The 26,189-nt window shown below is 56.4% G+C and carries 29 protein-coding genes; 20 read left to right on the top strand and 9 right to left on the bottom strand.

All coding sequences use genetic code 11. The features are described 5' to 3' along the window. Positions 1-70: 70 nt before the first annotated feature. Positions 71-790, bottom strand: a complete 720-nt coding sequence (locus tag FA92_RS14400) for a MurR/RpiR family transcriptional regulator (protein ID WP_013358940.1) — start codon at positions 788-790, stop codon at positions 71-73. Between the two features lie 170 nt (positions 791-960). Between FA92_RS14400 and FA92_RS14395 the strand changes: the two genes are divergently transcribed. Next, on the top strand, positions 961-1,626 hold the full coding sequence (locus tag FA92_RS14395; RefSeq protein ID WP_013358939.1) for a hemolysin III family protein: 666 nt from the start codon (positions 961-963) through the stop codon (positions 1,624-1,626). A gap of 49 nt (positions 1,627-1,675) precedes the next feature. Here FA92_RS14395 and ygfZ read toward each other — a convergent pair whose 3' ends face one another. Continuing rightward, positions 1,676-2,662, bottom strand: coding sequence for a tRNA-modifying protein YgfZ (gene ygfZ / locus FA92_RS14390; protein ID WP_033784001.1), 987 nt, complete (start codon positions 2,660-2,662; stop codon positions 1,676-1,678). 226 nt (positions 2,663-2,888) lie between these two features. Here ygfZ and sdhE point away from each other — a divergent pair, with 226 nt between their 5' ends. Beyond that, the gene (sdhE, locus tag FA92_RS14385) at positions 2,889-3,155 is read left to right on the top strand and encodes an FAD assembly factor SdhE (protein ID WP_013358937.1); all 267 of its coding nucleotides are present in this window, start codon (positions 2,889-2,891) and stop codon (positions 3,153-3,155) included. Further along, positions 3,130-3,540, top strand: coding sequence for a protein YgfX (locus FA92_RS14380; RefSeq protein ID WP_033784000.1), 411 nt, complete (start codon positions 3,130-3,132; stop codon positions 3,538-3,540). Before sdhE ends, FA92_RS14380 begins: the two co-directional genes overlap by 26 nt. A 72-nt stretch (positions 3,541-3,612) precedes the next feature. Here FA92_RS14380 and fldB read toward each other — a convergent pair whose 3' ends face one another. Continuing rightward, the gene (fldB, locus tag FA92_RS14375; RefSeq protein ID WP_033733827.1) at positions 3,613-4,131 is read right to left on the bottom strand and encodes a flavodoxin FldB; all 519 of its coding nucleotides are present in this window, start codon (positions 4,129-4,131) and stop codon (positions 3,613-3,615) included. A gap of 102 nt (positions 4,132-4,233) precedes the next feature. On the opposite strand from fldB, the gene xerD reads away from it, so the two are divergent. From xerD to FA92_RS14345, 6 genes are all read left to right on the top strand, one after another. Further along, complete coding sequence (xerD, locus tag FA92_RS14370; RefSeq protein WP_013358934.1) at positions 4,234-5,127, top strand: site-specific tyrosine recombinase XerD; 894 nt, start codon at positions 4,234-4,236, stop codon at positions 5,125-5,127. A 21-nt stretch (positions 5,128-5,148) separates the two neighbouring features. Then, positions 5,149-5,862, top strand: coding sequence for a bifunctional protein-disulfide isomerase/oxidoreductase DsbC (gene dsbC / locus FA92_RS14365; protein WP_013358933.1), 714 nt, complete (start codon positions 5,149-5,151; stop codon positions 5,860-5,862). Positions 5,863-5,865: 3 nt separating this feature from the next. Further along, the gene (recJ, locus tag FA92_RS14360; protein WP_033783999.1) at positions 5,866-7,602 is read left to right on the top strand and encodes a single-stranded-DNA-specific exonuclease RecJ; all 1,737 of its coding nucleotides are present in this window, start codon (positions 5,866-5,868) and stop codon (positions 7,600-7,602) included. A 232-nt stretch (positions 7,603-7,834) separates the two neighbouring features. Then, positions 7,835-8,933 (top strand): peptide chain release factor 2 gene (gene prfB, locus FA92_RS14355; protein ID WP_098052461.1). Its coding sequence is split into 2 segments (ribosomal slippage): positions 7,835-7,909 and positions 7,911-8,933, totalling 1,098 coding nucleotides; the frame shifts between segments, so codons are not numbered across the junction. 2 nt (positions 8,934-8,935) lie between these two features. Beyond that, positions 8,936-10,456: a lysine--tRNA ligase gene (gene lysS, locus FA92_RS14350; RefSeq protein ID WP_033783998.1), complete on the top strand. Its 1,521-nt coding sequence runs from the start codon at positions 8,936-8,938 to the stop codon at positions 10,454-10,456. Between the two features lie 123 nt (positions 10,457-10,579). Beyond that, a complete protein-coding gene (locus FA92_RS14345; protein WP_033783997.1) occupies positions 10,580-11,074 on the top strand; it encodes a cupin domain-containing protein in 495 nt (164 codons plus the stop codon). Here the strand turns inward: FA92_RS14345 and FA92_RS14340 are convergent. After that, positions 11,071-11,697: a serine protease gene (locus FA92_RS14340; RefSeq protein ID WP_013358928.1), complete on the bottom strand. Its 627-nt coding sequence runs from the start codon at positions 11,695-11,697 to the stop codon at positions 11,071-11,073. The two genes, FA92_RS14345 and FA92_RS14340, sit on opposite strands and share 4 nt — an antisense overlap. Positions 11,698-12,058: 361 nt before the next feature. Between FA92_RS14340 and FA92_RS14335 the strand changes: the two genes are divergently transcribed. Beyond that, positions 12,059-13,222 (top strand): MFS transporter, encoded by a 1,164-nt coding sequence (locus FA92_RS14335; protein WP_033783996.1) that lies wholly within the window; start codon positions 12,059-12,061, stop codon positions 13,220-13,222. On the opposite strand, the gene FA92_RS14330 is transcribed toward FA92_RS14335, so the two are convergent. Beyond that, complete coding sequence (locus FA92_RS14330; RefSeq protein WP_013358926.1) at positions 13,219-14,139, bottom strand: LysR family transcriptional regulator; 921 nt, start codon at positions 14,137-14,139, stop codon at positions 13,219-13,221. The genes FA92_RS14335 and FA92_RS14330 overlap by 4 nt on opposite strands. A 102-nt stretch (positions 14,140-14,241) precedes the next feature. Between FA92_RS14330 and lysA the strand changes: the two genes are divergently transcribed. Both lysA and FA92_RS14320 read left to right on the top strand, forming a co-directional pair. Next, on the top strand, positions 14,242-15,498 hold the full coding sequence (lysA, locus tag FA92_RS14325) for a diaminopimelate decarboxylase (RefSeq protein WP_033783995.1): 1,257 nt from the start codon (positions 14,242-14,244) through the stop codon (positions 15,496-15,498). Positions 15,499-15,501: 3 nt separating this feature from the next. Beyond that, positions 15,502-15,951, top strand: a complete 450-nt coding sequence (locus FA92_RS14320; RefSeq protein ID WP_033783994.1) for a GNAT family N-acetyltransferase — start codon at positions 15,502-15,504, stop codon at positions 15,949-15,951. A gap of 39 nt (positions 15,952-15,990) precedes the next feature. Here FA92_RS14320 and FA92_RS14315 read toward each other — a convergent pair whose 3' ends face one another. The 4 genes from FA92_RS14315 to mutH all read right to left on the bottom strand — a co-directional run bounded on the left by FA92_RS14315 (position 15,991) and on the right by mutH (position 18,996). Continuing rightward, entirely contained in the window at positions 15,991-17,031 is a 1,041-nt protein-coding gene (locus tag FA92_RS14315; RefSeq protein ID WP_013358923.1) for an NADP(H)-dependent aldo-keto reductase, read from the bottom strand. 139 nt (positions 17,032-17,170) lie between these two features. Continuing rightward, complete coding sequence (locus FA92_RS14310; RefSeq protein WP_013358922.1) at positions 17,171-17,389, bottom strand: YgdI/YgdR family lipoprotein; 219 nt, start codon at positions 17,387-17,389, stop codon at positions 17,171-17,173. A gap of 118 nt (positions 17,390-17,507) precedes the next feature. Then, positions 17,508-18,218: a TerC family protein gene (locus FA92_RS14305; protein ID WP_003853954.1), complete on the bottom strand. Its 711-nt coding sequence runs from the start codon at positions 18,216-18,218 to the stop codon at positions 17,508-17,510. Positions 18,219-18,318: 100 nt separating this feature from the next. After that, positions 18,319-18,996: a DNA mismatch repair endonuclease MutH gene (gene mutH, locus FA92_RS14300; protein ID WP_013358920.1), complete on the bottom strand. Its 678-nt coding sequence runs from the start codon at positions 18,994-18,996 to the stop codon at positions 18,319-18,321. Between the two features lie 684 nt (positions 18,997-19,680). Here mutH and rppH point away from each other — a divergent pair. The 8 genes from rppH (at position 19,681) to FA92_RS14260 (ending at position 26,149) form a co-directional block, all read left to right on the top strand. Further along, positions 19,681-20,208 carry an RNA pyrophosphohydrolase gene (gene rppH / locus FA92_RS14295; protein WP_009087042.1) on the top strand — a complete coding sequence of 176 codons (528 nt, stop codon included), beginning with the start codon at positions 19,681-19,683 and terminating at the stop codon, positions 20,206-20,208. A gap of 12 nt (positions 20,209-20,220) precedes the next feature. After that, entirely contained in the window at positions 20,221-22,467 is a 2,247-nt protein-coding gene (ptsP, locus tag FA92_RS14290) for a phosphoenolpyruvate--protein phosphotransferase (protein WP_033783993.1), read from the top strand. 138 nt (positions 22,468-22,605) lie between these two features. Beyond that, entirely contained in the window at positions 22,606-23,487 is an 882-nt protein-coding gene (gene lgt / locus FA92_RS14285) for a prolipoprotein diacylglyceryl transferase (protein WP_033733822.1), read from the top strand. Next, positions 23,484-24,278 carry a thymidylate synthase gene (gene thyA, locus FA92_RS14280; protein ID WP_033783992.1) on the top strand — a complete coding sequence of 265 codons (795 nt, stop codon included), beginning with the start codon at positions 23,484-23,486 and terminating at the stop codon, positions 24,276-24,278. Before lgt ends, thyA begins: the two co-directional genes overlap by 4 nt. A gap of 189 nt (positions 24,279-24,467) precedes the next feature. Beyond that, a complete protein-coding gene (locus FA92_RS14275; protein ID WP_033783991.1) occupies positions 24,468-24,938 on the top strand; it encodes a prepilin-type N-terminal cleavage/methylation domain-containing protein in 471 nt (156 codons plus the stop codon). Further along, positions 24,935-25,462 (top strand): prepilin peptidase-dependent protein, encoded by a 528-nt coding sequence (locus FA92_RS14270; protein ID WP_033783990.1) that lies wholly within the window; start codon positions 24,935-24,937, stop codon positions 25,460-25,462. The genes FA92_RS14275 and FA92_RS14270 overlap by 4 nt, the downstream gene beginning before the upstream one ends. After that, positions 25,459-25,863, top strand: a complete 405-nt coding sequence (locus FA92_RS14265; RefSeq protein ID WP_033783989.1) for a DUF2509 family protein — start codon at positions 25,459-25,461, stop codon at positions 25,861-25,863. Before FA92_RS14270 ends, FA92_RS14265 begins: the two co-directional genes overlap by 4 nt. Before the next feature lie 64 nt (positions 25,864-25,927). Then, the gene (locus FA92_RS14260) at positions 25,928-26,149 is read left to right on the top strand and encodes a prepilin-type N-terminal cleavage/methylation domain-containing protein (RefSeq protein ID WP_239780541.1); all 222 of its coding nucleotides are present in this window, start codon (positions 25,928-25,930) and stop codon (positions 26,147-26,149) included. Positions 26,150-26,189 lie beyond the last annotated feature (40 nt).

The following is a 26,189-nucleotide window of genomic DNA, read 5'->3' as shown; positions in this document are numbered from 1 at the left end:
GCAATAATGAAAGTCACGATATAACAGCGCGCCAGTAATTGCGTTTGTTACACCTGAAAAACAGGCTGTTTTATTTGCCCAGCTGGCGGCCGATCGCTTCAATAATATAGGTCACTGGCACCTGCGTCGTAATATCCGTGTTGTCCGCCATACGGATAATCGGCACATGGTAGCAGAGGTTGAAATCACCAATCTTCGCCAGCGAGCAGCTTTCCGTATTGGTTATCGCAATGATTCTGCACTTGTTCAGACTGAACTGGCTGGCAATACGCAGGATCTCTTCGGTTTCACCAGAGACGGATAAAATAATGGCAATGGCATTTTCATAGAGATCGGGAGCGACCGGGTAATAGGGATCGTCAATCGCATGACTGAATTTACCGAGATTGGAAAAAAAGCGCGCGCCATATTTTGCCAGGCTGCCGGAGGTGCCGACACCAATAAAGAAGACCCGCTCAGCCTGATTAATTTTCTGCGCGGCCTGGGCGATGAGCTGTTCAAATTCCGGGTTATTAATACTTTTAAAAAAGCTCAGCATCTCGCTGACACCCGCCGTGTTGAGCAATGGCGCGCTCTGTTTTTCGCTTAAGCGCAGGCGGATGCGGAATTCCGACCAGCCTTCGCAGTCCATCTTGCGGCAGAAACGCAGCACGGTGGTGGTGGAGACACCAGCCTGCGCAGCCAGCTCGCGGATCGTCATGTAGCTGACGCCTTCGCGATGCTTAATGATGAACTGATAGACCTGCATTTCCAGATCGTTAAGGCGGGCAAGATCGCGATGCGAAAACATGGATGGCTCATTGAACAGTTGACCGGCGGTCAGTTTACCAGATTCAGCACCGGGTTTAACGGAGAGTGAATTTCAGCTAAATAATTTTAGCGTACACGTGCACACTGAAAAAATTATTGGCTACGCTGGGTAACAGTTATGACTGCTATGGCGCTGTTCAGGAACCGGATATGACCACTACACTCTCTCAAAAACACCGGCCCGCTGCGGGTTATTCAGTTGCTGAAGAAATTGCCAACAGTATCAGTCACGGCCTTGGCTGCCTGTTCGGTATCGTCGGGCTGATACTGATGATCAACCAGGCCACTGCGCGGCAGGCGGACACCCTCACTTTTATCAGTTACAGCCTCTATGGCGGTAGCATGATCCTGCTGTTTCTGGCCTCGACGCTCTATCATGCGGTTCCGGATGGACCGGCCAGACCCTGGCTGAAAAAGCTGGATCACTGCGCCATCTATCTGCTGATTGCGGGCACCTATACGCCGTTTCTGCTGGTCGGGCTGAGGACGCCGCTGGCATATGGATTAATGGCGGTGATCTGGGGGCTGGCGCTGGCCGGGATTCTGTTCAAGCTCACGATTGCACATCGCTTTAAAGCGCTGTCGCTGGTGACCTATCTCTGTATGGGGTGGCTGTCGCTGATTGTGGTTTATCAGCTGGCGATGATCCTGCCAGCGGGCTGCATCTGGCTGCTGGCCGCAGGCGGAATTATCTATTCGCTGGGGGTGATCTTCTATGTGGCGCGCCGTATTCCCTATAACCACGCTATCTGGCATTTGTTCGTGCTGGGCGGCAGTCTCTGCCACTTCTGCGCTATCTACTTCTATGTGCGCTGAGTAGATTGCGGCATGGCCCTTCCGTTAAAGGAAGGGCCTGGACGTTACATCACTCTTCAGTCAGCGAGTAGGGTAGTGGCTGAATGGTCAGATGCCCGCCCTCGTCACCTTCAACCCGCAGCAGGCTATCCGGCTCCAGATCGTTATTCAGCACCACCTGAATCCAGCTGATGCCGTCATCTAACTGCACCGCAGCCAGCACGCTGCCGGTACGACGCCAGCGTTCACCCATCTGCAACTCCAGCGGGGCGTTGGCTTCGGGCAGATGACTGGCCTGACCCGCCAGCCAGTAAAGCGCGCGTTTATTGGCACCGCGATATTTCGCTCTGGCGACCATCTCCTGACCGGCATAGCAGCCCTTTTTAAAGCTGATGGCATCCAGCGCCTGCAGGTTAGTGGCCTGCGGAATAAACTGCACGCTGGTGGCCGGATCGATCACCGGAATTCCCGCTTCAATATCCAGTGCCAGCCACTGCTGACTGTCATTGAACTGTGCATCATCGTTGAGCTTCTGCTTCAGCGTCTCAGCCTGTGCCTGCGAGGTAACAATCAGAAAGCGCTCGGCCGGATGGGCGAACCACAGCAGCGTCGTTTCTCCCTGCTGCACGACCGGTTTCTCGCTGTCGGGCAGGCTATCAAACAGTTTCGCCAGCGCGGCGCGTGCCTGAAAACCGGCAACGCCCAGCAGCACGGACTCATCGTCAGCCGCCATCGTCACTTTCGAAAACACCGCGTATTTTTTTAACTCGGTCAACTGGGTGTCGCGCAGGTCACGGCGAATCAGATAGGCATAGCCTTCGCCGCGATGGAACAGGCGCATATTGCTCCACATTTTGCCTTTAGCATCGCAGTGTGCGGCGGGCGAATGGTGGTCTGCATCCAGCGCCGCGACATCCAGCGTTAACTGACCCTGCAGGTAAGCGGTGCTGTCGGCACCGGTAATGGAAACCAGCGCCCAGCTATCCAGTGACATCAGGGTTAACGGCAGACGAGACGACGCGGCAGGCTGGCGCGGCGGTAAAGTAAAAGTGGGCATGGAGGTATCCTGTATAAGAAGCTTCATCCGGAACATTGTCTTCAATGTTAAAAGAGCCGACTGGCAATGCAACCTGTTTACGGAAAACGGCGCACAAAAGGCGTGATAACCTTGAAAACGCGCGTTCTGGAATGTGGCAGGTTGCACAGCCTGCGACGCTGCGCCTGCGAGCCGCAGTAAACCAGGTTACACTAGCGGCCACGTTGTGAATTGTGGAAATTGACGCATGGATATTAATGATAAATCACGTATTCAGTGGGCCTGCCGTCGCGGCATGCTGGAACTGGATGTGGCGATTATGCCGTTCTTCAAATTTGAGTATGACACGCTGAACGACACGGATAAGCAGGTCTTTGTTGCCCTGCTGAAGAGTGACGATCCCGATCTGTTTAACTGGCTCATGAATCATGGCGAGCCAGCCGATCCGGAGCTTAAGCGGATGGTAAAACTGATCCAGCAGCGTAACCATGATCGCGGCCCGGTGGCAATGTAAGCTGCGACCCTCTCGCCTGGCGTGCGGATGTCTGTGCGCCTGGCTGGTGGCTACCGTTCCTGGTGTAATCCTGATGACGCTGCCTGTGGGCGGCTGGCTGATTAAAACGCCGGTTATTCTGCTGATGCTGGCTGAAGGCTGGCGTTGTTACCGGCGATTGATTCGGCGACACGGCACATTGCAGCGGGAAAGCGTTCATTGCTGGATCTGGCAGGGAAAACGCTGGCGGCCCACCCAGCCGCTGCGGTGGTTACCGATTGGCGTACTGCTGGTAGCGAAGAGCGAGCAGGGGGCTGCGTTGCGCTGGTGGCTGATGCAGGACAATATGCAGCCGGACGAATGGCGGGCGTTACGCGCCAGCTGCTTCAGTAAGGCGCGGCATTAACGGCAACAGGGCTGGCAATCATCGTCTGCTGGCGCATGGGTTCAACAACAGCAAACCAGCGCGCCTGACCGGTCAGAGCAGTGCGGCGGTTTCGGTTAACACCTGTTCACACCACTGCTCAACACGCTCATCGGTGACCTCAAACTGATTCACATCATCCAGCGCCAGCCCCACAAACTGCGCGCCATCGGCACTCAGCGGTTTCGGGCTGGTAAATTCATAGCCTTCAAGCGGCCAGTAGCCGACAAAGCGCACGCCCATCGGCTGGAGCAACTCGTGCAGCATGCCGAGCGCATCTAAAAACCACTCGCCATAGCCAATCTGATCGCCCATGCCATAGAGCGCGACAATCTTGTTTTGCAGATTCAGCGCGGGCAGCTGCGTCCAGATGGCTTCCCAGTCCTCCTGCAACTCACCGAAATCCCAGGTCGGGATGCCCATGATCAGCAAGTCGTACTGCTCCATCAGGCGCGGGTCGTCATCTTTGACGTTATGCAGCGTTACTAACTCTTCGCCAATAAAATCGCGAATTTTTTCCGCTACGATTTCGGTGTAACAGGTACTGGAACCGTAAAAAAGACCGATTTTCATGCAGATAACACTCTGTAAATACTGACTTTGGCGCAATTGTACCAGAAGCACCGCTGAATCAGGCATAATGAGCATGATTTTACACCAGACGGCGGAGATAACGTGCAGGACAGCGAACTGACAGAACAGTTTCTTGATGCGCTCTGGATTGAACGCAATCTGGCGCAGAATACTCTCTCCTCTTATCGTCAGGATCTTCAGACGCTGACCGGCTGGCTGACGCATCACCAACTGACGCTGCTCAGTGTGACGCCGCTGGATCTGCAGCAGTTCCTGGCCGAACGGCTGGAGGGCGGCTACAAGGCGACCAGCTCAGCGCGGCTGCTCAGCGCGATGCGTCGCCTGTTCCAGTATCTTTATCGCGAAAAGCTGCGCCCGGACGATCCCAGCGCGTTGCTGTCCGCGCCAAAACTGCCGCAGCGTCTGCCGAAAGACCTCAGTGAAGCCCAGGTTGAGCGGCTGCTGCAGGCACCCGATACCAACATTCCGCTGGAGCTGCGCGACAAGGCGATGCTGGAGGTGCTCTATGCCACCGGCCTGCGCGTCTCTGAACTGACTGGACTGACGCTCAGCGACATCAGCCTGCGCCAGGGCGTCGTGCGGGTTATCGGTAAAGGCGATAAAGAGCGGCTGGTGCCGTTAGGTGAAGAAGCGGTTTACTGGCTGGAGCAATATATGGAACATGGTCGCCCATGGCTGCTCAATGGTCAGACGCTGGACGTGATGTTTCCCAGTAATCGGGCACAGCAGATGACGCGCCAGACCTTCTGGCATCGCATCAAGCATTACGCCACGCTGGCGGGGATCGACAGCGAAAAGTTATCGCCGCATGTGATGCGTCACGCCTTTGCGACCCATCTGCTGAACCACGGCGCGGATCTGCGTGTCGTACAGATGCTGCTGGGACATAGCGATCTCTCTACCACCCAAATTTATACGCACGTCGCCACTGAGCGCCTGCGTCAGTTGCATCAACAACACCATCCGCGAGCCTGATTCGCGGCCATAAGGATAAAAATGAACAAGCATTTTGCTATGCTGGCCCTGTTAGCCAGCGCCTTTTCCGGTCTGGCACAGGCCGATGACAGCGCCATTCAGCAATCCCTTAAAAAGCTCGGTCTGAACCAGACGGAGATCAGCCCGTCACCATTGCCAGGGTTTAAAACCGTACTGTCGGAAAGCGGCGTGCTCTATGTGACCGATGACGGCAAGCATATGATTCAGGGCCCGCTCTATGATGTCAGCGGCAAACAGCCGGTCAACGTCACCAACCAGCTGCTGGACAAAAAAGTCGAGGCGCTGGTGCCGGAAATGATCGTCTACAAAGCGCCAAAAGAGCAGCATGTGATCACGGTCTTCACCGACATCACCTGTGGCTACTGTCACAAGCTGCACGAGCAGATGGCGGACTACAATGCGCTGGGCATCACCGTGCGCTACCTGGCGTTTCCGCGTGAAGGGCTGAATGGTCAGATCGAACCAGCGATGAAAGCGATCTGGTGCAGCGCTGATCGCAATAAAGCGTTCGATGAAGCGATGAAAGGTAATGCGCCGAAGATGGCCGCGCCGGACAGCTGCAAAATCGATATTGCTCAGCACTACAAACTGGGCGTGCTGTTCGGTATTCAGGGCACGCCCGCGATGCTGACCGACACCGGCATGATGATCCCGGGTTATCAGTCGCCGCAGGAGCTGAAGCAGGTGCTGGACAATCAGAAGCGTGGTGGTTAATCGGTGTTAAAACAGGAAGTGGAACTGCGTCGCCGTGAGGTGACGGTTGACGATGCGCTGCCGGCTACGCTGCCGCCGCTGCTGAAACGACTCTATCTGCAACGCGGCGTGTGCGACGCCGCGGAGCTGGAGCGCGGTGCGAAAAACCTGCTGCCGTATCAGTCCTTAAGCGGGATTGAGAGCGCCGTGGCGCTGCTGCACCAGGCGCTGCTGGATGGGCGCCGCATTATGGTTGTGGGCGACTTTGATGCCGATGGCGCAACCAGTACTGCGCTGACGGTGATGGCGCTGCGCAGCATGGGGGGCGGCAACGTGCAGTATCTGGTGCCTAGCCGCTTTGAAGATGGTTATGGCCTCAGTCCGGAAGTGGTTGAGCAGGCGCGCGCGCGCGGTGCCGCGATGATCCTGACGGTCGATAACGGCATCTCCTCTCATGCCGGTGTGGAATGCGCACATCAGCACGGTATTCCGGTGCTGATTACCGATCACCATCTGCCGGGCGAAACCTTACCGGCAGCTGAAGCGATCGTGAATCCCAATCTGCCGGACTGCAACTTTCCCTCACGCGCGCTGGCGGGCGTGGGCGTCGCGTTCTATCTGATGCTGGCGCTGCGCGCCCATCTGCGTACCCAGGGCTGGTTTGGCGCTACCCGCACTGAACCGAATCTGGCGGAGATGCTGGATCTGGTGGCGCTCGGCACGGTAGCCGATGTGGTGCCGCTCGACGTTAATAACCGCATTCTGGTGTGGCAGGGGCTCAGCCGTATCCGGGCCGGAAAATGTCGGCCAGGCATCCGGGCGCTGCTGGAGATTGCGAATCGCGATGCGCGTCAGCTGGCGGCCAGCGATCTCGGTTTCGCGCTGGGGCCGCGGCTCAACGCCGCAGGCCGCCTCGACGATATGTCGGTGGGCGTAGCACTGTTAATGACCGACGATCTCAGCCAGGCGCGCATGCTGGCCAGTGAACTGGATGCGCTGAACCAGACGCGCAAAGAGATAGAGCAGGGCATGCAGAGCGAAGCGCTGGCGCTGTGTCAGGCACTGGAGCGTGAGCAGAGCGATCTGCCGCTGGGACTGGCCTTTTATCACCCCGAATGGCATCAGGGCGTGGTGGGCATTCTTGCCTCTCGTCTGAAAGAGCGTTTCCATCGTCCGGTCATTGCCTTTGCGCCGGCGGGCGACGGCACGCTGAAAGGCTCGGGCCGTTCGATTGCCGGTCTCCATCTGCGCGACGCGCTGGAGCGTCTGGATACGCTGAATCCAGGCCTGATGCTGAAGTTCGGCGGTCACGCCATGGCGGCCGGTTTATCGCTGGAAACCGCGCGCTACGAGGAGTTTCGTCAGCGCTTTGCCGACCTGGTCGGAGAGTGGCTGGATGGCGAATCCCTGCAGGGCATCATCTGGTCCGATGGCGCGTTACAGCCGCAGGAGTTTTCGCTGCAGACCGCAGAGATGCTGCGCGAAGCCGGTCCCTGGGGCCAGGCGTTCCCGGAACCCGCGTTTGACGGCAAATTTAAGCTGCTGCAACAGCGTCTGGTGGGCGAGCGACATCTGAAAGTGATGGTCGAGCCGCTGAATGGTGGGCCGCTCATCGATGGCATTGCCTTTAATGTCGATACCACGCTCTGGCCCGACAGCAGCATTCGTCAGGTCGAACTGGCGTATAAGCTGGATATTAATGAGTATCGCGGTAACCGCTCAGTGCAGCTGATCATCGACCATATCTGGCCGCTGAACTGAGTCAGACAGGCTGTCGCGACTCTCCGGCCACGGCAGAGGCGCGACAGCCTGATTATCCCCTGCATTAGCCCGCTACCTGCGAGCATGTCGGCGCGCTGCAAGACGCAAATGCGACACGTCACGCAACCCCGGCATCCGCCCGCTGTCTCAGCGCTACAATCTGCCGCCAGTTTCGGGTAAACTTGTGCGTTAATTTTCCTGTCCCATCGAACATAAGAAAGACGCTAAAGCCATGTTTGAAATCAACCCGGTCAAAAACCGTATTCAGGACCTCAGTGAGCGCAGCGACGTTCTTCGGGGGTATCTTTGACTACGATGCCAAGAAAGAACGCCTCGAAGAAGTAAACGCCGAGCTGGAACAGCCCGATGTCTGGAACGAACCTGAGCGTGCTCAGGCGCTGGGCAAAGAGCGCTCCTCGCTGGAAGCCATCGTGCAGACGCTGGAACAGATGTCGCAGGGCCTGGAAGATGTGCAGGGTCTGCTTGAGCTGGCCGTAGAAGCGGAAGACGAAGAGACCTTCAACGAAGCCGTTGCCGAGCTGGATGTCCTTGAGGGCAAGCTGGGCGAACTGGAATTCCGCCGCATGTTCTCCGGCGAATATGACAGCGCCGACTGCTACATCGATCTGCAGGCGGGTTCCGGCGGCACCGAAGCGCAGGACTGGGCCAGCATGCTGATGCGTATGTATCTGCGTTGGGCCGAAGCGAAAGGCTTCAAAACCGAAATTATCGAAGAGTCTGAAGGTGAAGTTGCGGGCATCAAGTCTGTGACCATTCGCGTATCAGGCGACTACGCCTTTGGCTGGTTGCGCACCGAAACGGGCGTGCATCGGCTGGTGCGTAAGAGCCCATTCGACTCCGGCGGCCGTCGTCACACCTCCTTCAGCTCCGCCTTTATCTACCCGGAAGTGGATGACGATATTGATATCGACATCAACCCGGCCGATCTGCGCATTGACGTCTATCGTGCGTCGGGTGCGGGCGGCCAGCACGTTAACCGGACCGAATCTGCGGTGCGTATTACCCATATTCCAACCGGTACCGTCACCCAGTGTCAGAACGACCGTTCTCAGCATAAGAACAAAGATCAGGCGATGAAGCAGATGAAAGCGAAGCTGTACGAGCTTGAGATGCAAAAGAAAAATGCTGAGAAACAGGCGCTGGAGGACAACAAGTCCGACATTGGCTGGGGAAGTCAGATCCGTTCTTACGTTCTCGATGATGCACGCATCAAAGATCTGCGCACCGGCGTAGAGACGCGTAACACCCAGGCGGTGCTGGACGGCGATCTGGATCGTTTCATTGAAGCTAGTTTAAAAGCAGGGTTATAGACATGTCTGAACAACAACCGCAGAGCGCTGATACCGCCGTTGAGTTAAATAACGAACTGAAAACGCGCCGTGAAAAGCTGAGCGCGCTGCGTGCCAACGGTCTGGCGTTTCCCAACGATTTCCGTCGTGACAGCCTTTCGAACCAGCTGCTGGAAAGCTATGGCGAGAAGAGCAACGAAGAGCTGGAAGCGCTGGGTATCGAAGTCAGCGTCGCCGGCCGCATGATGACCCGCCGTATCATGGGTAAAGCCTCTTTCGTCACCCTGCAGGATGTGGGCGGCCGGATTCAGCTTTACGTTTCACGTGACGATCTGGCGGAAGGCATCTACAACGAGCAGTTTAAGAAATGGGACCTCGGCGATATCCTGGGTGCGCGTGGCAAACTGTTCAGAACCAAGACCGGTGAACTGTCGATTCACTGTTCAGAACTGCGTCTGCTGACCAAAGCACTGCGCCCGCTGCCGGATAAGTTCCACGGCCTGGCCGATCAGGAAACCCGTTACCGTCAGCGTTACCTTGATCTGATCGCCAACGAAGAGTCTCGCAACACCTTCAAAATTCGTTCGCAGATCATGGCCGGTATTCGCCAGTTCATGGTGGGCCGCGACTTTATGGAAGTGGAAACCCCGATGATGCAGGTGATCCCGGGCGGTGCCTCTGCGCGTCCGTTTATCACCCATCACAATGCGCTGGATATCGACATGTATCTGCGTATTGCGCCAGAGCTCTACCTGAAGCGTCTGGTGGTGGGCGGCTTCGATCGCGTATTCGAGATCAACCGTAACTTCCGTAACGAAGGTATTTCGCCACGTCATAACCCAGAGTTCACCATGATGGAACTCTATATGGCTTATGCGGATTACAAAGATCTGATCGAGCTGACCGAAAGCCTGTTCCGTACGCTGGCGAAGGATGTGCTGGGCAGCACGGTTGTGCCTTACGGCGAGCAGGAGTTTGATTTCGGCAAGCCGTTTGAAAAACTGACCATGCGTGAAGCGATTAAGAAATACCGTCCGGAAACGGATCTGGCCGATCTGGAAGACTTCGACAAAGCCGTGGCGATTGCACAATCCCTGCACATCAAAGTAGAGAAGAGCTGGGGTCTGGGCCGCGTCGTGACCGAGATCTTCGAAGAGACGGCAGAAGCGAATCTGATTCAGCCAACCTTCATTACCGAATATCCGGCTGAAGTCTCTCCGCTGGCCCGCCGTAATGACGAGAACCCGGAAATCACCGATCGCTTTGAGTTCTTCATTGGTGGTCGTGAAATCGGCAACGGCTTCTCCGAGCTGAACGATGCAGAAGATCAGGCTGAGCGTTTCCTGCAGCAGGTGAATGCCAAAGATGCGGGTGACGACGAAGCGATGTTCTACGACGAAGACTATGTCACCGCACTGGAACACGGTCTGCCGCCAACCGCGGGTCTGGGCATCGGTATTGACCGTATGGTGATGCTGTTTACCAACAGCCATACTATCCGTGATGTGATCCTGTTCCCGGCATTGCGTCCAGGCAGCAAGTAAGTCTGACTGTTTTCAGAAAAGGCCGGGCATCCCGGCCTTTTTTATATCTGCTGTTCGCCTCGCCATGCTTGAGTCATGCCGCTTCCTCTGCCAAGCTGAATGTCTCAACCTGGAGCCATCATCATGACGCAACGTCCCGACTGTATTCGCCACTGGCAGGCGCTGGAAGGCGAAGATAACGAACACTATGCCGACAGCGATGAGCGCATGTCGTTTGGTTCGCCACTGGGGAGATTGCTAGGATTAACCCGCCCTGGCATTCACCATGAAAGGCTGTTGCCCGGACGCCGCTTGTCTTATCCCCACGCGGAGAGCGCGGAAGAAGAGTTCATTTTTGTGCTTGAAGGACATCCTGACGCCTGGATTAACGGCGAGCTTTATCCACTGTCGCCGGGCGATGCAGTGGCCTTTCCGGCGGGCACGGGCATTTGCCACACCTTTATCAATAACAGCGAGCACGAGGCACGCTTTTTAGTGGTGGGGGAGACCAGCAAGCCTGAAAATCGTATTACTTATCCTCTTAACCCGGATTACGAAGCAACCCGTAAAGACAGATGGCTGAATCCGCCCGAACATCCTATGGGCAACCATCCCGGTTTGCCCGACAAAAAAACTTAAGATTTTATCGCCTGATCCAGCCAGGTCTGGAACCGTGAATAGGGCACATAGAGCGCAACGTTCTTATACAGCGTCTTACCGCTGGCATTGTCATTGATGTTATTGCTGTAGCCAATAATTACACCTGCCAGCGTGTCGTCTGAGGCGTTATAGACCGCGCCGCCCGACATCCCTTTCACCACACCCGCATTCGCCGCGACGACGACACAGTCTGGCTTGTTCCAGCTGTTTGCCAGCGTGGTATTAATCAGGTTCTGTCCGCTGGAGCTGACCGGCATGGCCGAAATAAAACTGTAGCCGTAGAGATTCACCTGGTCGCCGATATGACTGTTGCGGAAGCTGGGTGGCAGGTTCATTTCGCTGTTTTTGTGGTAGACCACCGCCAGATCGCATTGCGGATGCCAGGCTTTGACGCGGTAAAGTGAAAACTTCGCCACGTGCGCGGCGGTCAGACTGTACTCCGGCGTCAGCGGGATAGTGGTACCGAGCGTACCAAAGCCCAGCACGGTGGGAATGCCGGTGACGGTCATATCAACCCGTTTTTCAGCCTCTTTACTGTACTCATAATGACCCACCGAGCAGCCGGTTAAGCCAAACACCATTAAGGCTATGAGTCGTTGCATTCTCTCTCCCTGCGTCAGAAGTTGATTACATCACCTGGCAATTGATTAGGGATATATCGGCAACGTTAAAGATTTATTAATTAATTCCGCATTAAAAAGCGTAACCGGTTAACAGAAAATGACAACCTGACAGTGGGGGAATGAGGCTGTGCGGGCCTGGCCTGCAGGCTGGAGACGAAAGATTTTTACGATAACGCGGCAGGATTATTGCGGCGGCGGCAATAATCCTTTGCTGCACGCAGGCTATGTCGCAAATCAGTGCTGTGCTGTAATACTCAACGTGACGCAGATCAAATTCTAACAAGCGTCGAGGGGCGGCGCGTCTGCGCGGTTCACCTGCAAATAAAACCGGGAGAGTGTTATGCCTGTAGCATTAATGGCGCTGGCGTTGAGTGCGTTCGCCATCGGAACCACCGAATTTGTCATTATGGGGTTGCTGCCGGAGGTGGCACGTGACCTTCAGGTGTCGATTCCGTCGGCGGGCTGGCTGATCAGTGGCTATGCGCTGGGAGTGGCGATTGGTGCGCCGATTATGGCATTGCTCACCGCCAGATTGCCGCGCAAAAAAACGCTGATCCTGCTGATGGTGATCTTTATTGTCGGCAACCTGCTGTGTGCGCTGGCTTACAACTACAACCTGCTGATGCTGGCGCGAATCGTCACCGCGCTCTGTCACGGTGCTTTCTTTGGTATCGGCGCGGTGGTGGCCGCCAGCCTGGTGCCGGCCGGTCGTCAGGCTTCTGCTGTGGCGCTGATGTTTACCGGGCTGACCCTGGCTAACGTGCTGGGCGTCCCGCTGGGAACCAGCTTCGGACAGATGTTTGGCTGGCGCGCTACGTTCTGGGGCGTAGCGGTGATCGGCGTGCTGGCGTTTATCGCCCTGATCGTGAGTCTGCCGAACAATAAAGAAGAGAAGCCGGTTCATCTGGCGAGTGAAATCGGTGCGCTGGCCAACGGCAAACTCTGGCTCTCGCTGCTGATGACGGTGTTCTTTGCCGCGGCGATGTTTGCCCTGTTCAGTTACATTGCGCCGCTGCTGTTAGAGGTAACGGGCATCAGCGATCGGGGTGTCAGCTGGACGCTGTTCCTGATTGGCGCGGGCCTGACAGTGGGTAACATTCTTGGCGGCAAACTGGCCGACTGGAAAGTCTCCTTCAGTCTGATCCTCAGCTTTTCTCTGATCGCCATCTTCTCGCTGCTGTTCAGCTGGACCAGCCATGCGCTGTGGCTGGCGGAGCTCACCCTGTTCCTGTGGGCAATGGCGACCTTTGCCACGGTACCGGGCCTGCAGATCAACGTGGTCCGTCACGGCAAAGAGGCACCTAATCTGGTCTCAACCCTGAACATTTCGGCGTTTAACGTCGGTAATGCGCTGGGTGCCTGGGTCGGCGGGGCAGTCATTGGCCGTGGTTTTGGCCTGACGGCGGTGCCGGTTGCGGCAGCTGCGCTGGCCGCTATCGGCCTGCTGATCTGCCTGATCACCTTCCGTAAATCGGGCAGCGCAGCCGCCAGAGTTCGCGCTTAAGCCAGGCGGGCGGCAATACGTGCCGGAAAGTCAGCCACCTGCTGCTGCAGATGGCTGACAAAGGCATCGACCAGCGCTGACGCGGGACGGTGTTGTGGCCTCACCAGGCTGACGGTAAACGGCACCGCCACGCTGAATTTTCGCATCACCACACCGCTGTCGGCGTAATCCAGCGCCGTCAGCGGATTCACAATCGAAATACCCACGCCCGCTCTGACCATCGCGCACACCGACGCGGCGCTGTGCGTCTCCATCACCAGCCGCCGTTCGACGCCCTGATCCTGAAACAGCGCATCCAGCAGTTGACGATAGCTGTCGTTGCGCGACAGGCTGACATACTGTTCGCCCGCAAAGTCGTGCGGTGTCAGTTCTGCACGCTGACTCAGAGGATGATGCTGTGGCAAAACGCATACTTCATCACAGGTCAGCAGGGCGAGGCGGTCAGTGCCAGCCGGCGCGTGCTGGGTTTCGGTTAAGCCGATATCGTAGCGCTGTGCCGACAGCCACTCCTCCAGCAGCGGCGACTCCTGCGGAATCACATTCAGGCTCACATCCGGGTAGCGCTGTAAAAAAGGCTGACACAGCGGTGGCAGCAGCGACTGCGAAAAAACCGGCAGGCAGGCGATCGACAGCTCACCCTGACGAAACTGACGCAACCCTTCTGCCGCTTCCATGATGCGATCCAGCCCATACCAGGATCGCTGTACCTCTTCAAACAGACGTAACCCCTGTACCGTCGGCTGCAGGCGACCGCGTACCCGCCCGAACAACGCTAATCCCAGTTGCTGCTCCAGTCGTGCCAGCTCCCGGCTTACGGTCGGCTGTGAGGTATGCAGCAGCGTAGCAGCCTGGGTCAGGTTGCCGCTGGTCATCACCGCATGAAAAATTTCGATATGCCGCCAGTTAATGTTCGCCACGCCGCCTTCCTATATCTATTCTGAATAGATGCTATTAAAACAGATATTTTTCGCTATGGCATGATTCTGGCTTAATGCGGTTATCGCCACAGGAGAATTGCTATGCCACGTTCATTACAGAGTACCGACACCGCCCTCAACGCCACTAACCTGCTGCCGCTGGCACGCCGTTATGCCGGTCCATTCTGGGCTTATGACGCACAGATTATTCAGGCGCGTATTGCTCAGCTGCAGGCGTTTGATGTAGTGCGTTTTGCGCAGAAAGCCTGCTCAAATATTCATATCCTGCGCCTGATGCGGGCCGCGGGTGTGAAAGTGGATTCGGTATCGCTGGGTGAGATCGAACGTGCGCTGGCTGCTGGCTACCAGTCTGGCGGTGACGAGATCGTCTTCACTGCGGATCTGTTCGATCAGCCGACACTGGCGCGGATTACTGCGTTGAAGGTGCCGGTCAATGCCGGTTCGATCGATATGCTGCATCAGCTCGGCGCGGTGTCACCGGGACATGCGGTGTGGCTGCGGGTCAACCCAGGTTTTGGTCATGGCCACAGTCAGAAAACCAATACTGGCGGCGAAAACAGCAAGCACGGTATCTGGCACGACGACTTAGACGAGGCGCTGGCGGCCATTAAACAGCACGGCCTGAAGCTGGTGGGTATTCACATGCACATCGGCTCTGGCGTGGATTATTCGCATCTGCAGCAGGTCTGTGATGCGATGGTGGAACTGGTGATGGCATCGGGTCAGGATCTGACTGCGATCTCTGCGGGCGGTGGCCTTTCTATTCCTTATCGCTACGGCGAAGAGGCGATCGATACCGATCACTACTTTGGACTGTGGGACGCGGCGCGTCAGCGTATCGCTCAGCATCTGGGTCATGCGGTCAAACTGGAGATCGAACCGGGCCGTTTCCTGGTGGCCGAAGCGGGCGTGCTGGTGTCGCAGGTGCGGGCAGTGAAGTCGATGGGCAGCCGTCATTTCGTGCTGGTCGATGCCGGTTTCAGTGACCTGATGCGTCCCTCCATGTATGGCAGCTATCACCATATTTCGCTGATGGCGGGCGATGAACGGGCGATTGATGAGCAGCAGACCATCGACACGGTAGTGGCCGGTCCGCTGTGCGAATCGGGCGATGTCTTTACCCAGCTGGAGGGCGGCATGGTTGAACCGCGCGCGATGCCGGCAGCAAAAGTGGGCGATTATCTGGTGTTTCACGACACCGGGGCTTACGGTGCCTCTATGTCCTCAAACTACAACAGCCGTCCGCTGATCCCGGAAGTGCTGTTTGAGCAGGGCCAGCCGCGCGAAATCCGTCGCGCGCAGACGATTGAGTCGTTGCTGGCGCTGGAAATCGATTAACTTATGAAAATCGTCCCGCTCAGCGATGTGCCAAAGTTTGCCGATCAGATCACCGACTGGCAGTGGCGCGCTTTTGGCGAAGCCAGCAGCCGGGCGTTCTTCGCCAGTGTGGTAAACAGCAGCCTGACCGGCGCTGATTTTCCGGTGACGTTTGTCGCTGTAGAGGCGGGCAGAGCAATCGGCACGGTGGGATTCTGGCGCTGCGATCTGATCAGCCGTCAGGATCTCTATCCGTGGCTGGCGGCGCTGTATGTGGATGAGTCGGCGCGCGGCAAAGGTGTCAGTGAGGCGCTGCAGCAGCATGTCATTGCTTATGCACAGGCTCGCGGCTATCCACGGCTGTGGTTATGGTCAACGTTTGGAGGATATTACGAACGGTCTGGCTGGCTGCCGCAGGGAGAGGCGCTGGAGTATCCCGATAAGCCGGTGAAACTCTATTATCGTGACCTGTGAGAGAAGCCAGCCGCCCTGCGGCAGCTGGCAACAGAGTATTTATGGCGCAGGATAGGTATAACGGCGGTGGATTGCCTCAATACCTTCCAGAATCTCTGTATTTAAGGTCAGATTGAAGCTGTCGATATTAATCTGCAACTGCTCAAGCGTTGTGGCGCCCAGCAGCGTGCTGGCCACAAACGGCTGCTGACGCACATAGGCCAGTGCCATCTGCGACGGGTCAATCTGATGCTGTTGCGCTAACGCCACATATTCGGCAATCGCCTTCTGAGACTGCTCGCCGCTATACCGGGTAAAGCGACTGAACAGCGTGTTACGTGCGCCCGCAGGCTGCGCACCGTTCAGATATTTACCGCTCAGCGTACCAAACGCCAGGCTGGAATACGCCAGCAGCTCGACGCCTTCATGCTGGCTGATTTCGGCCAGACCCACTTCAAAGCTGCGGTTCAGCAGGCTGTAAGGATTCTGAATGCTGATAATGCGCGGCAGTTCATGCTTCTCCGCCAGCTGCAGATAGCGCATCACGCCCCACGCGGTTTCGTTCGACACGCCGATATAACGGATTTTACCGGCGCGCACCTGCTCGGTCAGCGCTTCCAGCGTCTCCAGCAGCGTCACCTGGGCCGTGGTCTCGCTGTACTGATAGCCCAGCTTGCCAAAATAGTTGGTCTGGCGCTGCGGCCAGTGCAGCTGGTAGAGATCAAGGTAGTCGGTGTTCAGACGTTTCAGGCTGGCATCGAGTGCGGCGCGGATGTTTTTACGGTCCAGTGCCATATCCGGGCGAATCGACGCATCATTGCCGCGTGACGGACCCGCCACTTTACTGGCCAGAATGATTTTATCGCGGCTGCCGCGCTGTTTAAGCCAGCTGCCAATGTATTGTTCGGTCAGACCCTGGGTTTCCGGGCGCGGTGGCACCGGATACATTTCAGCGGTATCAATAAAGTTGATGCCGGAACGGATAGCTAAATCCAGCTGAGCATGGGCGTCGGCTTCGCTGTTCTGTTCGCCAAACGTCATAGTGCCCAACCCCAGCTGACTCACTTCCAGCGTGCTGTGGGGAATACGATGATAGTGCATTGCCAGCTTCCTTTTTTTATGGAATGGAATGTTGTGTCCTCAGGGACTATAGCGCGAGCAACGGCGGGGAAGGAAGGGGGAAAAGTCGGGGAAATCACCTGCCAGCGCGGAATCGGTGGCAGGTAATTAAATCGGGCACTTAACGTTCAATGATCGTTGAGACCTCATCGCTGTTAATCTGCACCTCGTGACCCGTCTGGTCGGTGTACTGCACCAGGCCGGTCTCTTTATCAATGCTCGGCTTGCCCTCGGTCATGATCATCCGGCCATCTTTAGTCGCCATGACATAATCAGAACTGCATCCACTCAGTAACGCTGCGGTTACCATCACCAGTGCTACGCCTGCCAACCCTTTCATCACGCCTCTTCCTCACAAATCGTTAAGTGCAAAAAGTGTAGTAATAAATGGTTTTGCCGGCAGGGTTAATCGTAGGATTCTGAAAATAACCGGGCGAGCAGGCTCGCCCTTGACTTTGTCAGGCGTGCTTTTTCTTACTGCGCATAAGGTTAAGGCACTCAACCGCCATGGAGAAGAACATAGCGAAATAAATGTAACCTTTTGGTACGTGGACCGCGAAACTCTCCAGAATCAGGGTAAAACCGACCAGAATCAGGAAGGAGAGTGCCAGCATTTTCACTGACGGATGGCGCTCGACGAACTCACCAATCGCGCGTGCGGCAAACATCATCATCAGCACCGCAATCACAACGGCTGCCATCATAATGAAAAGATGATCGGAGAGGCCGATGGCAGTGATCACCGAGTCGAGGCTGAAAATAATGTCGAGCATCATGATCTGCACAATCGCGCCAAGGAACGAATGAACGCGGGTATTGTGTTCGCCTTCGCTGCCTTCAATCGTTTCATGGATCTCCATGCTCGATTTCCACAGCAGGAACAGACCGCCAAACAGCAGAATCAGATCGCGCGCCGAGAACGCATGATCCATCAGCGTAAACAGCGGATTAGTCAGGCGGGCGACCCACGCGATGGAAGCCAGCAGGCCAAGACGCATTAACATCGCGCCCATCAGACCAATGCGGCGTGCACTGGCTTGCTGGTGTTTTGGCAGTTTAGCGACCACCAGTGACAGGAAAATGATGTTATCAATACCCAGTACCACCTCAAGGATGGTCAGGGTGCCCAGCGCCAGCCAGGCGTTGGGATCGGAAATCCACTCAAACATACCGGCATTTAATCCTAAACGAAAAGTAAACGGCGATTATACGCATTGAATTCGCCAATCTCCCACAAAATTGCGACGATGGTCGCGCAGGATAAGCGATTTACAGGAGAAAATGGCGCGCCAGCAGGGGACCGGTGAAGCTCTTCTTCAGGTAGAAGCCGCGCGGCAGGGTCATGATGGGCTGGCCCTGATCGCCGATTCCCTCGGTCAGTGCCTTACTGTTAGCGGCTTTAGGCCGGATTTGCAGCCAGGCACCATGCCGTGCGGTAATCTGCTCAACACGCCCCAGCACGATCATATCCATCAGTTCTTCCCAGTCCTGACGCAGCATCTCATCTTCTTCCGCATCCGGGCTCCATAACAGCGGCGCGCCGACACGGCGTTCCCGCAGCGGAATCTCGCGTCCGCCTTCAACCGGGATCCACAACACCCGCGCCAGCTTGTGACGCACATGGCTGGTGAGCCAGGTCACGCCGCTGTTACCGGTCAGCGGTGCGACGCAGACAAAGGTGGTTTCCAGCGGTTTACCCTGTGCATCAATCGGGATGGTTTTCAGTTCGATACCCAGATGGGCAAAGTCCTGTTCCGCTTTGCTGCCCGCGCTCGCCCCAAGGTGCCACTCCAGCAGCATGCCGACCCACCCTTTATCGCGTTTAAGATCCGCAGGCATGGGCAGACCGGCACGCGCAGCCAGCGTTTCCATAGGTAATCCGGCTAAATCCTGCGCGCGTGCCAGCAGGCTGGCTTCATCTTCGGGTGGTCCTGGGGGATAACGCATGTTGATAACTCGCAATGGTTAAAATTTGTACAACTGCGGGTGGCTAAGTTGTCCCGCTAAAATAAATCATGTCCGGGATCGATAATAACATGATAGATCATGCTTTTTTAGATGGATTGCCCTTGCGCTATCCGCAGTGGGACAGGGTTATCCCAGCTTACCCGCAACAATGAACAGGATCTCCAGCCCGGTTATCCACAGAAAAGTGGGATAACCCCCTTATGTTTGCGGTACTGGTTCCATTTACAGCCTTGACTTTTCGCTATTTGACCAAATTTTCACCGCCATGACCTAACCCTGAGCAATTATCTGTGGATAAAAAGCACTGTGCTTATAATTTAGCCAATTGTCAGTAGGCGTAAAAATATTCGCTGTTTATAAAAAGCCGATGAAGCAAGATTCTGCATTAATTTCATTTTTAATCAGTAAGATAATAAACTAACTCTTTTTGGCATTCCCAGGTGTGATGGCAGGGTTATTCAGTTAACTCCCGCGTTCTGCACAAAGCTATCCACAGAAAAGGTGAATAAGATCGATCTTTTTTGCGGTCTTTGTTTATAACTTTGCCCTTTTCTGTGAGTTATCCCGCTATTGATGGCTCAACCCCCCATGAATCCAGTGGTTTACCGCCTGTAAGGAGTGTGAAACAATCAGGCCATTCAAATTTTGCTTTGAGGTAGTCCGGTGATCGATGATGATGGCTACCGCCCGAATGTTGGTATCGTAATCTGTAACCGGCAGGGACAAGTGTTATGGGCCAGGCGCTTTGGACAGCACTCCTGGCAATTTCCTCAGGGAGGCATCAATCCCGGTGAAACCGCAGAACAGGCGATGTATCGCGAACTGTTCGAAGAGGTCGGATTACACCGGAAAGATGTTCGAATACTTGCCTCTACCCGTAACTGGTTGCGTTACAAGTTGCCAAAACGTTTGGTGCGTTGGGACACAAAGCCGGTATGTATCGGCCAGAAACAAAAGTGGTTTCTTCTGCAGTTAATGTGTAATGACGCGGATATCAATGTGCAGCACAGCAGCACGCCGGAATTTGACGGCTGGCGCTGGGTCAGTTTCTGGTATCCGGTGCGTCAGGTTGTCTCCTTTAAGCGCGATGTCTATCGTCGGGTAATGAAGGAATTCGCTGGCGTGGTGATGTCTATGCAGGAGAGTGCGGGGCAGCGAAATAATCCTGCCCATCGACGTAAGAGAGGATAGGCCACGCCCTTTATGCTCACTCAGTTGCGCGAAATTGTAGAAAAAGTGGCGAGTGCGCCGCGTCTCAATGAAGCACTCGACATCCTGGTCAATGAGATCTGTCTGGCGATGGATACGGAAGTCTGTTCCGTTTACCTCGCCGACCACGATCGTCGCTGCTATTACCTGATGGCGACGCGCGGCCTCAAAAAACCGCGTGGCCGCACCGTGACGCTGGCGTTTGACGAAGGTATCGTCGGTTTAGTGGGCCGTCTGGCCGAACCGATTAACCTTGCTGACGCCCAGAGTCACCCCAGCTTTAAATATATCCCCGCAGTCAAAGAGGAGCGTTATCGCTCCTTCCTCGGCGTGCCCATTATCAGCCGTCGCCAGCTTCTTGGCGTGCTGGTGGTGCAACAGCGCGAACACCGTCAGTTTGATGAAAGCGAAGAGTCATTCCTGGTGACGCTCGCCACCCAGATGGCGGCGCTGCTGTCGCAGTCTCAGATGGGTCAGCTGTTTGGTCAGTTCCGGCAGACGCGCGTGCGCGCCATTGCGGCAGCGCCTGGCGTAGCGGTGGCACCCGGCTGGGTCGATGAGACGCAGCCTCTGCTCGATCAGGTTTCGGCCGCCTCGACGCTGGATGTGCAGCGTGAACGTGAGCGTCTGTCGCTTGCCATGAGCGAAGCGGCCAGTGAATTCCGCCGCTTCAGCAAACGTTTCAGCGCCAGCGCACAGAAAGAGAGCGCGGCCATTTTCGATCTCTACTCTCACCTGTTAACCGATGCCCGGCTGAAGAAAGATCTGTTCGACGAGATCGAGCGCGGATCGGTCGCGGAGTGGGCCGTTAAACAGGTGATCGAGAAGTTTGCTGAACAGTTCGCCAGCCTGACTGACAACTACCTGCGTGAACGCGCAGGCGACCTGCGGGTGCTGGGTCAGCGTCTGCTGTTTCACCTCGATGATACTCTGGTCGGCACGAATGCCTGGCCGGAACGCTTTGTGCTGGTCGCCGATGAGCTGACTGCCACTACCTTAGCGGAGCTGCCGCAGGAGCGGCTGGCGGGTGTGGTAGTGCGTGACGGCGCGGCTAACTCCCATGCGGCGATCCTGACCCGTGCCATGGGCATCCCGACGGTGATGGGCGCTGACATCCAGCCTCATCAGCTCAACAAACGCCTGCTGATCGTTGATGGCTATCGCGGTGAGCTGCTGATCGATCCCGAGCCGGTGCTGGTGCAGGAGTATCAGCGGCTGATCAGCGAAGAGAACGCGCTGAGCAAAATGGCGGAAGGCGTGGTCGATCAGCCGGGTGAGCTGAAAAGTGGCGAACGCGTGCAGGTGATGCTCAATGCCGGATTAAGCCCGGAACATGAACAGGCGCTGGGCAGCTGGGTGGATGGTATCGGCCTCTATCGTACCGAAATCCCGTTTATGCTGCAGAACGGCTTCCCGTCGGAAGAGGAGCAGGTGGCGCAGTATCAGGGCATGTTGCAGCTGTTCCACAATAAGCCGGTAACGCTGCGAACGCTGGATGTGGGGGCAGACAAACAGCTGCCCTACATGCCGATCAGTGAAGAGAACCCCTGCCTGGGCTGGCGTGGCATCCGCCTGACGCTCGACCAGCCGGAAATTTTCCTGGTGCAGGTGCGCGCGATGCTGCGCGCCAATGCCGCCTCCGGCAACCTCAGTATCCTGCTGCCGATGATCAGTCATATCGACGAGATCGATGACGCGAAACAGCTGATCGATCGCGCCGGACGCGAAGTGGAAGAGATGCTGGGCTATGCGATTCCCGCGCCGCGTATCGGCATCATGATCGAAGTGCCGTCGATGCTGTTTATGATCCCGCATCTGGCGTCCCGGGTCGATTTTGTCTCGGTCGGCACCAACGACCTGACGCAGTATCTGCTGGCGGTGGATCGTAACAATACCCGCGTCGCGAACCTGTACGACTCGCTGCATCCGGCGATGCTGCGCGCACTGAATGCGATTGCGCAGGAAGCCCGCCTGGCCAATCTGGAATTGTGCCTGTGTGGTGAAATGGCAGGTGATCCGATGTGCGTCGCGCTGCTGGTCGGCCTGGGTTATCACCATCTCAGCATGAATGGTAAAAACGTACCGCGCGTTAAGTACCTGTTGCGTCATCTGGATCATGAAGAGGTACAGAAGCTCAGCGAGCAGGGAATGAATGCCGACACTGCCACCGAAGTTCGCCATCTGGTCTCGGCCTTTATGGAGCGGCGCGGATTAGGTGGGCTTATCCGTGGTGGTCGTTAGACGCTGAAGCAGGCTTTACGCGTTATCCGCGTTTACATTTGCAAGACAATTCACAAAACCGGCTGTGCTATGATGCGCAGCCTTAATTTATGTGCCTGACAACGCCCCTTTTCAGGGTTGAAAAATAGACGGTGAATGATGAATAACGGCTATATTGCATTTCCGCAGTTCGATCCGGTGATCTTCTCGATCGGACCGGTTTCGCTGCACTGGTACGGTCTGATGTATCTGGTGGGCTTTGTTTTCGCCATGTGGCTGGCAGTACGCCGCGCCAATCAGCCTGGCAGCGGCTGGAAAAAAGAGGAAGTTGAGAACCTGCTTTACGCCGGTTTCCTGGGCGTCTTCCTGGGCGGCCGTATCGGCTATGTTCTGTTCTACAACTTACCGCTGTTCCTGGAAAATCCTCTCTATCTGTTCAAAGTCTGGGATGGCGGCATGTCGTTCCACGGTGGCCTGATCGGGGTGATTGTGGTGATGCTGATCTTTGCCCGCCGCACTAAACGTAATTTCTTCCAGGTTTCGGATTTCATTGCGCCGCTGATCCCGTTTGGTCTGGGTGCCGGTCGTCTCGGCAACTTCATTAACGGCGAGCTGTGGGGACGGGTCGATCCGGGTTTCCGCTACGCCATGCTGTTCCCCGGCTCCCGCAGCGAAGATGTCGCGCTGGCCGCCACCAATCCGCAATATCAGGAACTGCTTAATACCTACGGCGTACTGCCACGTCATGCTTCGCAGCTCTATGAACTGGCGCTGGAAGGTGTGGTGCTGTTTATCATTCTGAACCTGTTTATTCGCAAGCCGCGCCCGATGGGCAGCGTCTCTGGCCTGTTCCTGATTGGCTACGGTGCCTTCCGTATAATCGTTGAGTTCTTCCGCCAGCCGGATGCCCAGCTTGGCCTGTTTGAAGGCGGAATCAGTATGGGACAGATCCTCTCTGTGCCGATGATTGTTGCCGGTATTATTATGATGATCTGGGCGTATCGTCGTCGCCCCCAGCCACAATTTCGCGAGGAAAAATGAAACAGTATCTGGATTTAATGCAACATGTGCTGCACGAAGGCACACCAAAAGCTGACCGTACCGGCACGGGTACGCTTTCAATTTTTGGTCACCAGATGCGTTTCAATCTGCAGGATGGTTTTCCGCTGGTCACCACCAAGAAATGCCATATCCGCTCCATTATTCATGAGCTGCTATGGTTCCTGAAAGGTGACACCAACATCGGTTATCTTAAGGAAAATAACGTCTCCATCTGGGACGAGTGGGCAGATGAGAATGGCGATCTCGGCCCGGTGTATGGCAAACAGTGGCGCAGCTGGGGCACGGCCAGCGGTCAGCAAATTGACCAGTTAAGCCAGGTGATGGAGCAGCTGAAGCGCGATCCTGACTCACGCCGGATTATCGTTTCTGCCTGGAATGTTGGTGAGCTCAGCGAGATGGCGCTGGCTCCTTGCCATGCGTTCTTCCAGTTCTATGTGGCGGACGGCAAGCTCTCCTGCCAGCTTTATCAGCGCTCGTGCGACATCTTCCTGGGTCTGCCGTTTAACATCGCCAGCTATGCGCTGCTGGTGCATATGGTGGCGCAGCAGTGCGATCTGCAGGTGGGCGACTTCGTCTGGACGGGTGGTGACACGCACCTCTACAGCAACCATCTGGAGCAGGCGCGCCTGCAGCTGACCCGCGAGCCGCGTCCGTTGCCAAAGCTGGTGATCAAACGCAAACCAGCATCACTGTTTGACTATCAGTTCGACGATTTCGAGATTGAAGGCTACGATCCGCATCCCGCGATCAAAGCACCTGTCGCCATCTGATCCGCAGTAAACGATAACGCCCTGGCAACTTCGCCGGGGCTTTTTTTTGCCTGCATACCGGTAAATCTGCGGCACCCCTCGCACGCTTCTGCCACTGCCTGTGTGGGGGGGGAAGATTCTCTGCGGCACGCTTTCCAGCCTGTCACAACACCTGTTGTTTCGACTATTCATCACCCGCACTCTGACGCCATGAAAACAGCACATTTACGCGGTTTTACCCTGCCGGAGCTGCTGCTGGTAATGGTGATTGCCGGCATTCTAAGCCTTGCCGCGCTACACGGCTGGCAGCGCTGGCAACAGCGGCAGCAACTGCGCGACAGCGCTCAGCAATTGCAGGGATTCCTGCTACGACTGCGTGCCCAGGCCAACCGGCAAAATAGCGACCTGGTGTTATGGTCACAGCCTGGCGATCTCTGGTGCATTGGGGCTGGAAGCCGCCCGGTTGCGGGGTGTGTTCACGGGAAACGGCTGCATTTCATCGCGCCGCACGCGGGCGTGGCGCTCTATGATATTCGGGGCGAGCCGGGTTTCTATGGCCGCCGCAATGTCGCTAAGGCGGGCAGTATAGAGCTGGGGAACAGTGCCGGACGCATGCGGCTGATTATCTCAGCCAGAGCCCGTATTCGCCTCTGCATGATGGATGAGGAGACGTGCCGTTGAAAATCGCCGGATTCAGCCTGCTGGAGATGCTAATCGCCATGGCAATCAGCGCGGTCGTCATGTTAAGTACCGGGCGTTTTCTGCCGCTGCTGCTGGCGGAGAGTGCTGGCGTACTGCAACAGGCGCAGCTGCGTCAGGAGTTACAGCAGATGATGGCCACGCTGGAAAAGGCGGTTCGGCGTGCCGGTTATTGTCACGGTGAGTGCGGCAGTGGTGCGCTGAAAATCAGCGAGAACTGCCTGCTGCTGCGCTGGGATGAGAACAGCAACGGTAAATGGGAACCGGTGGGCCATACGGAGAGTGACTATTACGGCTTTCGCCTGCGCCAGCAGCAGCTTGAGATGCAGCGCGGCGTTGACCAGTGTCAGTCAGCGGGCTGGGAACGGCTCTCCGATCCCGCATTCATGACAGTTGAGCAGTTCGGCATCAGCCAGCAGGGTAAACAGGTCAGGATTGTGCTGCAGGGACGGGCCGGACGCTGGCTTGAAACGGTGGAGAGCTGGATAGAGGGCGTGAACCTGTGAAGCAGCGAGGCAGCAGTGCGCTGGGCATGGTGCTGATGATTATGGTGATAGGCAGCTTTACGCTGCATGCCAGCCGAAAGATGTCTGAGCAGGGAATGCGACTGCTGGCGGATGAGCAGCAGTTTATTCAGGATTTCTGGCGGGCGCAGTCGGCGCTGCAATGGGGTCTTTCTCTGAGCTGGCCAGCGACGGAGTCAGCCCTGTGTCAGCAGGATGCTCGTCAGGGCTGGCGCAGCTGTTTACAGCGAGGTGAAAGGGATGAAGGTCTGCTTAAAGGTGAGGCCAGCGGCAGTGGCATGGCGGTATGGCATTGGGTGCATTTACGGGGCAATCAGATTAGTGCGCTGCCGCACGGCTGGATTGATTACTGTCCGCTCACGTCCCCGGCAACCTGCCAGTAAATGCGGCGGATTCAGTCTGCCGGAAGTGTTGTTTGCTCTGCTGTTAATGGCATTAAGCAGCAGCATGCTGTTGCACTATCATCGCGCACTGGCGCTGGGATTCAGTCAGCAGTGGTATCAGCGCGAGGCATGGCGGGTGGCTGAGCAGCGCCTGGCAGGGCATGACGTTGCGGGCTGGACATCTGCGCTGCAACAGCAGAGCGGTCCTTCAGGCTGCACCCTGGAGCGGGCTGACGTGACGGGGCCTTATCAGCGCCGCGCTACTCTGACGCGGCTGCGATGTTAAAGGTCGCGGATCGCCCTTTTGATGGGTTTCAACCGCGATA

The sequence above is a fragment of the Pantoea sp. 9140 genome, from assembly GCF_000745295.1.
GTDB classification, from domain to species: domain Bacteria; phylum Pseudomonadota; class Gammaproteobacteria; order Enterobacterales; family Enterobacteriaceae; genus Pantoea; species Pantoea vagans.
Note: the sequence above shows the minus strand (reverse complement) of the source record. Positions and strands in the feature narration are given on the sequence as shown.

What these genes read in the sequence shown, in the direction of transcription:
- FA92_RS14400 (WP_013358940.1), bottom strand. Translation starts at nt 790, where the DNA reads ATGTTTTCGCATCGCGATCTTGCCCGCCTTAACGATCTGGAAATGCAG.
- FA92_RS14395 (WP_013358939.1), top strand. Translation starts at nt 961, where the DNA reads ATGACCACTACACTCTCTCAAAAACACCGGCCCGCTGCGGGTTATTCA.
- ygfZ (WP_033784001.1), bottom strand. Translation starts at nt 2,662, where the DNA reads ATGCCCACTTTTACTTTACCGCCGCGCCAGCCTGCCGCGTCGTCTCGT.
- sdhE (WP_013358937.1), top strand. Translation starts at nt 2,889, where the DNA reads ATGGATATTAATGATAAATCACGTATTCAGTGGGCCTGCCGTCGCGGC.
- FA92_RS14380 (WP_033784000.1), top strand. Translation starts at nt 3,130, where the DNA reads ATGATCGCGGCCCGGTGGCAATGTAAGCTGCGACCCTCTCGCCTGGCG.
- fldB (WP_033733827.1), bottom strand. Translation starts at nt 4,131, where the DNA reads ATGAAAATCGGTCTTTTTTACGGTTCCAGTACCTGTTACACCGAAATC.
- dsbC (WP_013358933.1), top strand. Translation starts at nt 5,149, where the DNA reads ATGAACAAGCATTTTGCTATGCTGGCCCTGTTAGCCAGCGCCTTTTCC.
- lysS (WP_033783998.1), top strand. Translation starts at nt 8,936, where the DNA reads ATGTCTGAACAACAACCGCAGAGCGCTGATACCGCCGTTGAGTTAAAT.
- FA92_RS14345 (WP_033783997.1), top strand. Translation starts at nt 10,580, where the DNA reads ATGACGCAACGTCCCGACTGTATTCGCCACTGGCAGGCGCTGGAAGGC.
- FA92_RS14340 (WP_013358928.1), bottom strand. Translation starts at nt 11,697, where the DNA reads ATGCAACGACTCATAGCCTTAATGGTGTTTGGCTTAACCGGCTGCTCG.
- FA92_RS14335 (WP_033783996.1), top strand. Translation starts at nt 12,059, where the DNA reads ATGCCTGTAGCATTAATGGCGCTGGCGTTGAGTGCGTTCGCCATCGGA.
- lysA (WP_033783995.1), top strand. Translation starts at nt 14,242, where the DNA reads ATGCCACGTTCATTACAGAGTACCGACACCGCCCTCAACGCCACTAAC.
- FA92_RS14320 (WP_033783994.1), top strand. Translation starts at nt 15,502, where the DNA reads ATGAAAATCGTCCCGCTCAGCGATGTGCCAAAGTTTGCCGATCAGATC.
- FA92_RS14315 (WP_013358923.1), bottom strand. Translation starts at nt 17,031, where the DNA reads ATGCACTATCATCGTATTCCCCACAGCACGCTGGAAGTGAGTCAGCTG.
- FA92_RS14310 (WP_013358922.1), bottom strand. Translation starts at nt 17,389, where the DNA reads ATGAAAGGGTTGGCAGGCGTAGCACTGGTGATGGTAACCGCAGCGTTA.
- FA92_RS14305 (WP_003853954.1), bottom strand. Translation starts at nt 18,218, where the DNA reads ATGTTTGAGTGGATTTCCGATCCCAACGCCTGGCTGGCGCTGGGCACC.
- mutH (WP_013358920.1), bottom strand. Translation starts at nt 18,996, where the DNA reads ATGCGTTATCCCCCAGGACCACCCGAAGATGAAGCCAGCCTGCTGGCA.
- ptsP (WP_033783993.1), top strand. Translation starts at nt 20,221, where the DNA reads ATGCTCACTCAGTTGCGCGAAATTGTAGAAAAAGTGGCGAGTGCGCCG.
- lgt (WP_033733822.1), top strand. Translation starts at nt 22,606, where the DNA reads ATGAATAACGGCTATATTGCATTTCCGCAGTTCGATCCGGTGATCTTC.
- thyA (WP_033783992.1), top strand. Translation starts at nt 23,484, where the DNA reads ATGAAACAGTATCTGGATTTAATGCAACATGTGCTGCACGAAGGCACA.
- FA92_RS14275 (WP_033783991.1), top strand. Translation starts at nt 24,468, where the DNA reads ATGAAAACAGCACATTTACGCGGTTTTACCCTGCCGGAGCTGCTGCTG.
- FA92_RS14260 (WP_239780541.1), top strand. Translation starts at nt 25,928, where the DNA reads ATGCTGTTGCACTATCATCGCGCACTGGCGCTGGGATTCAGTCAGCAG.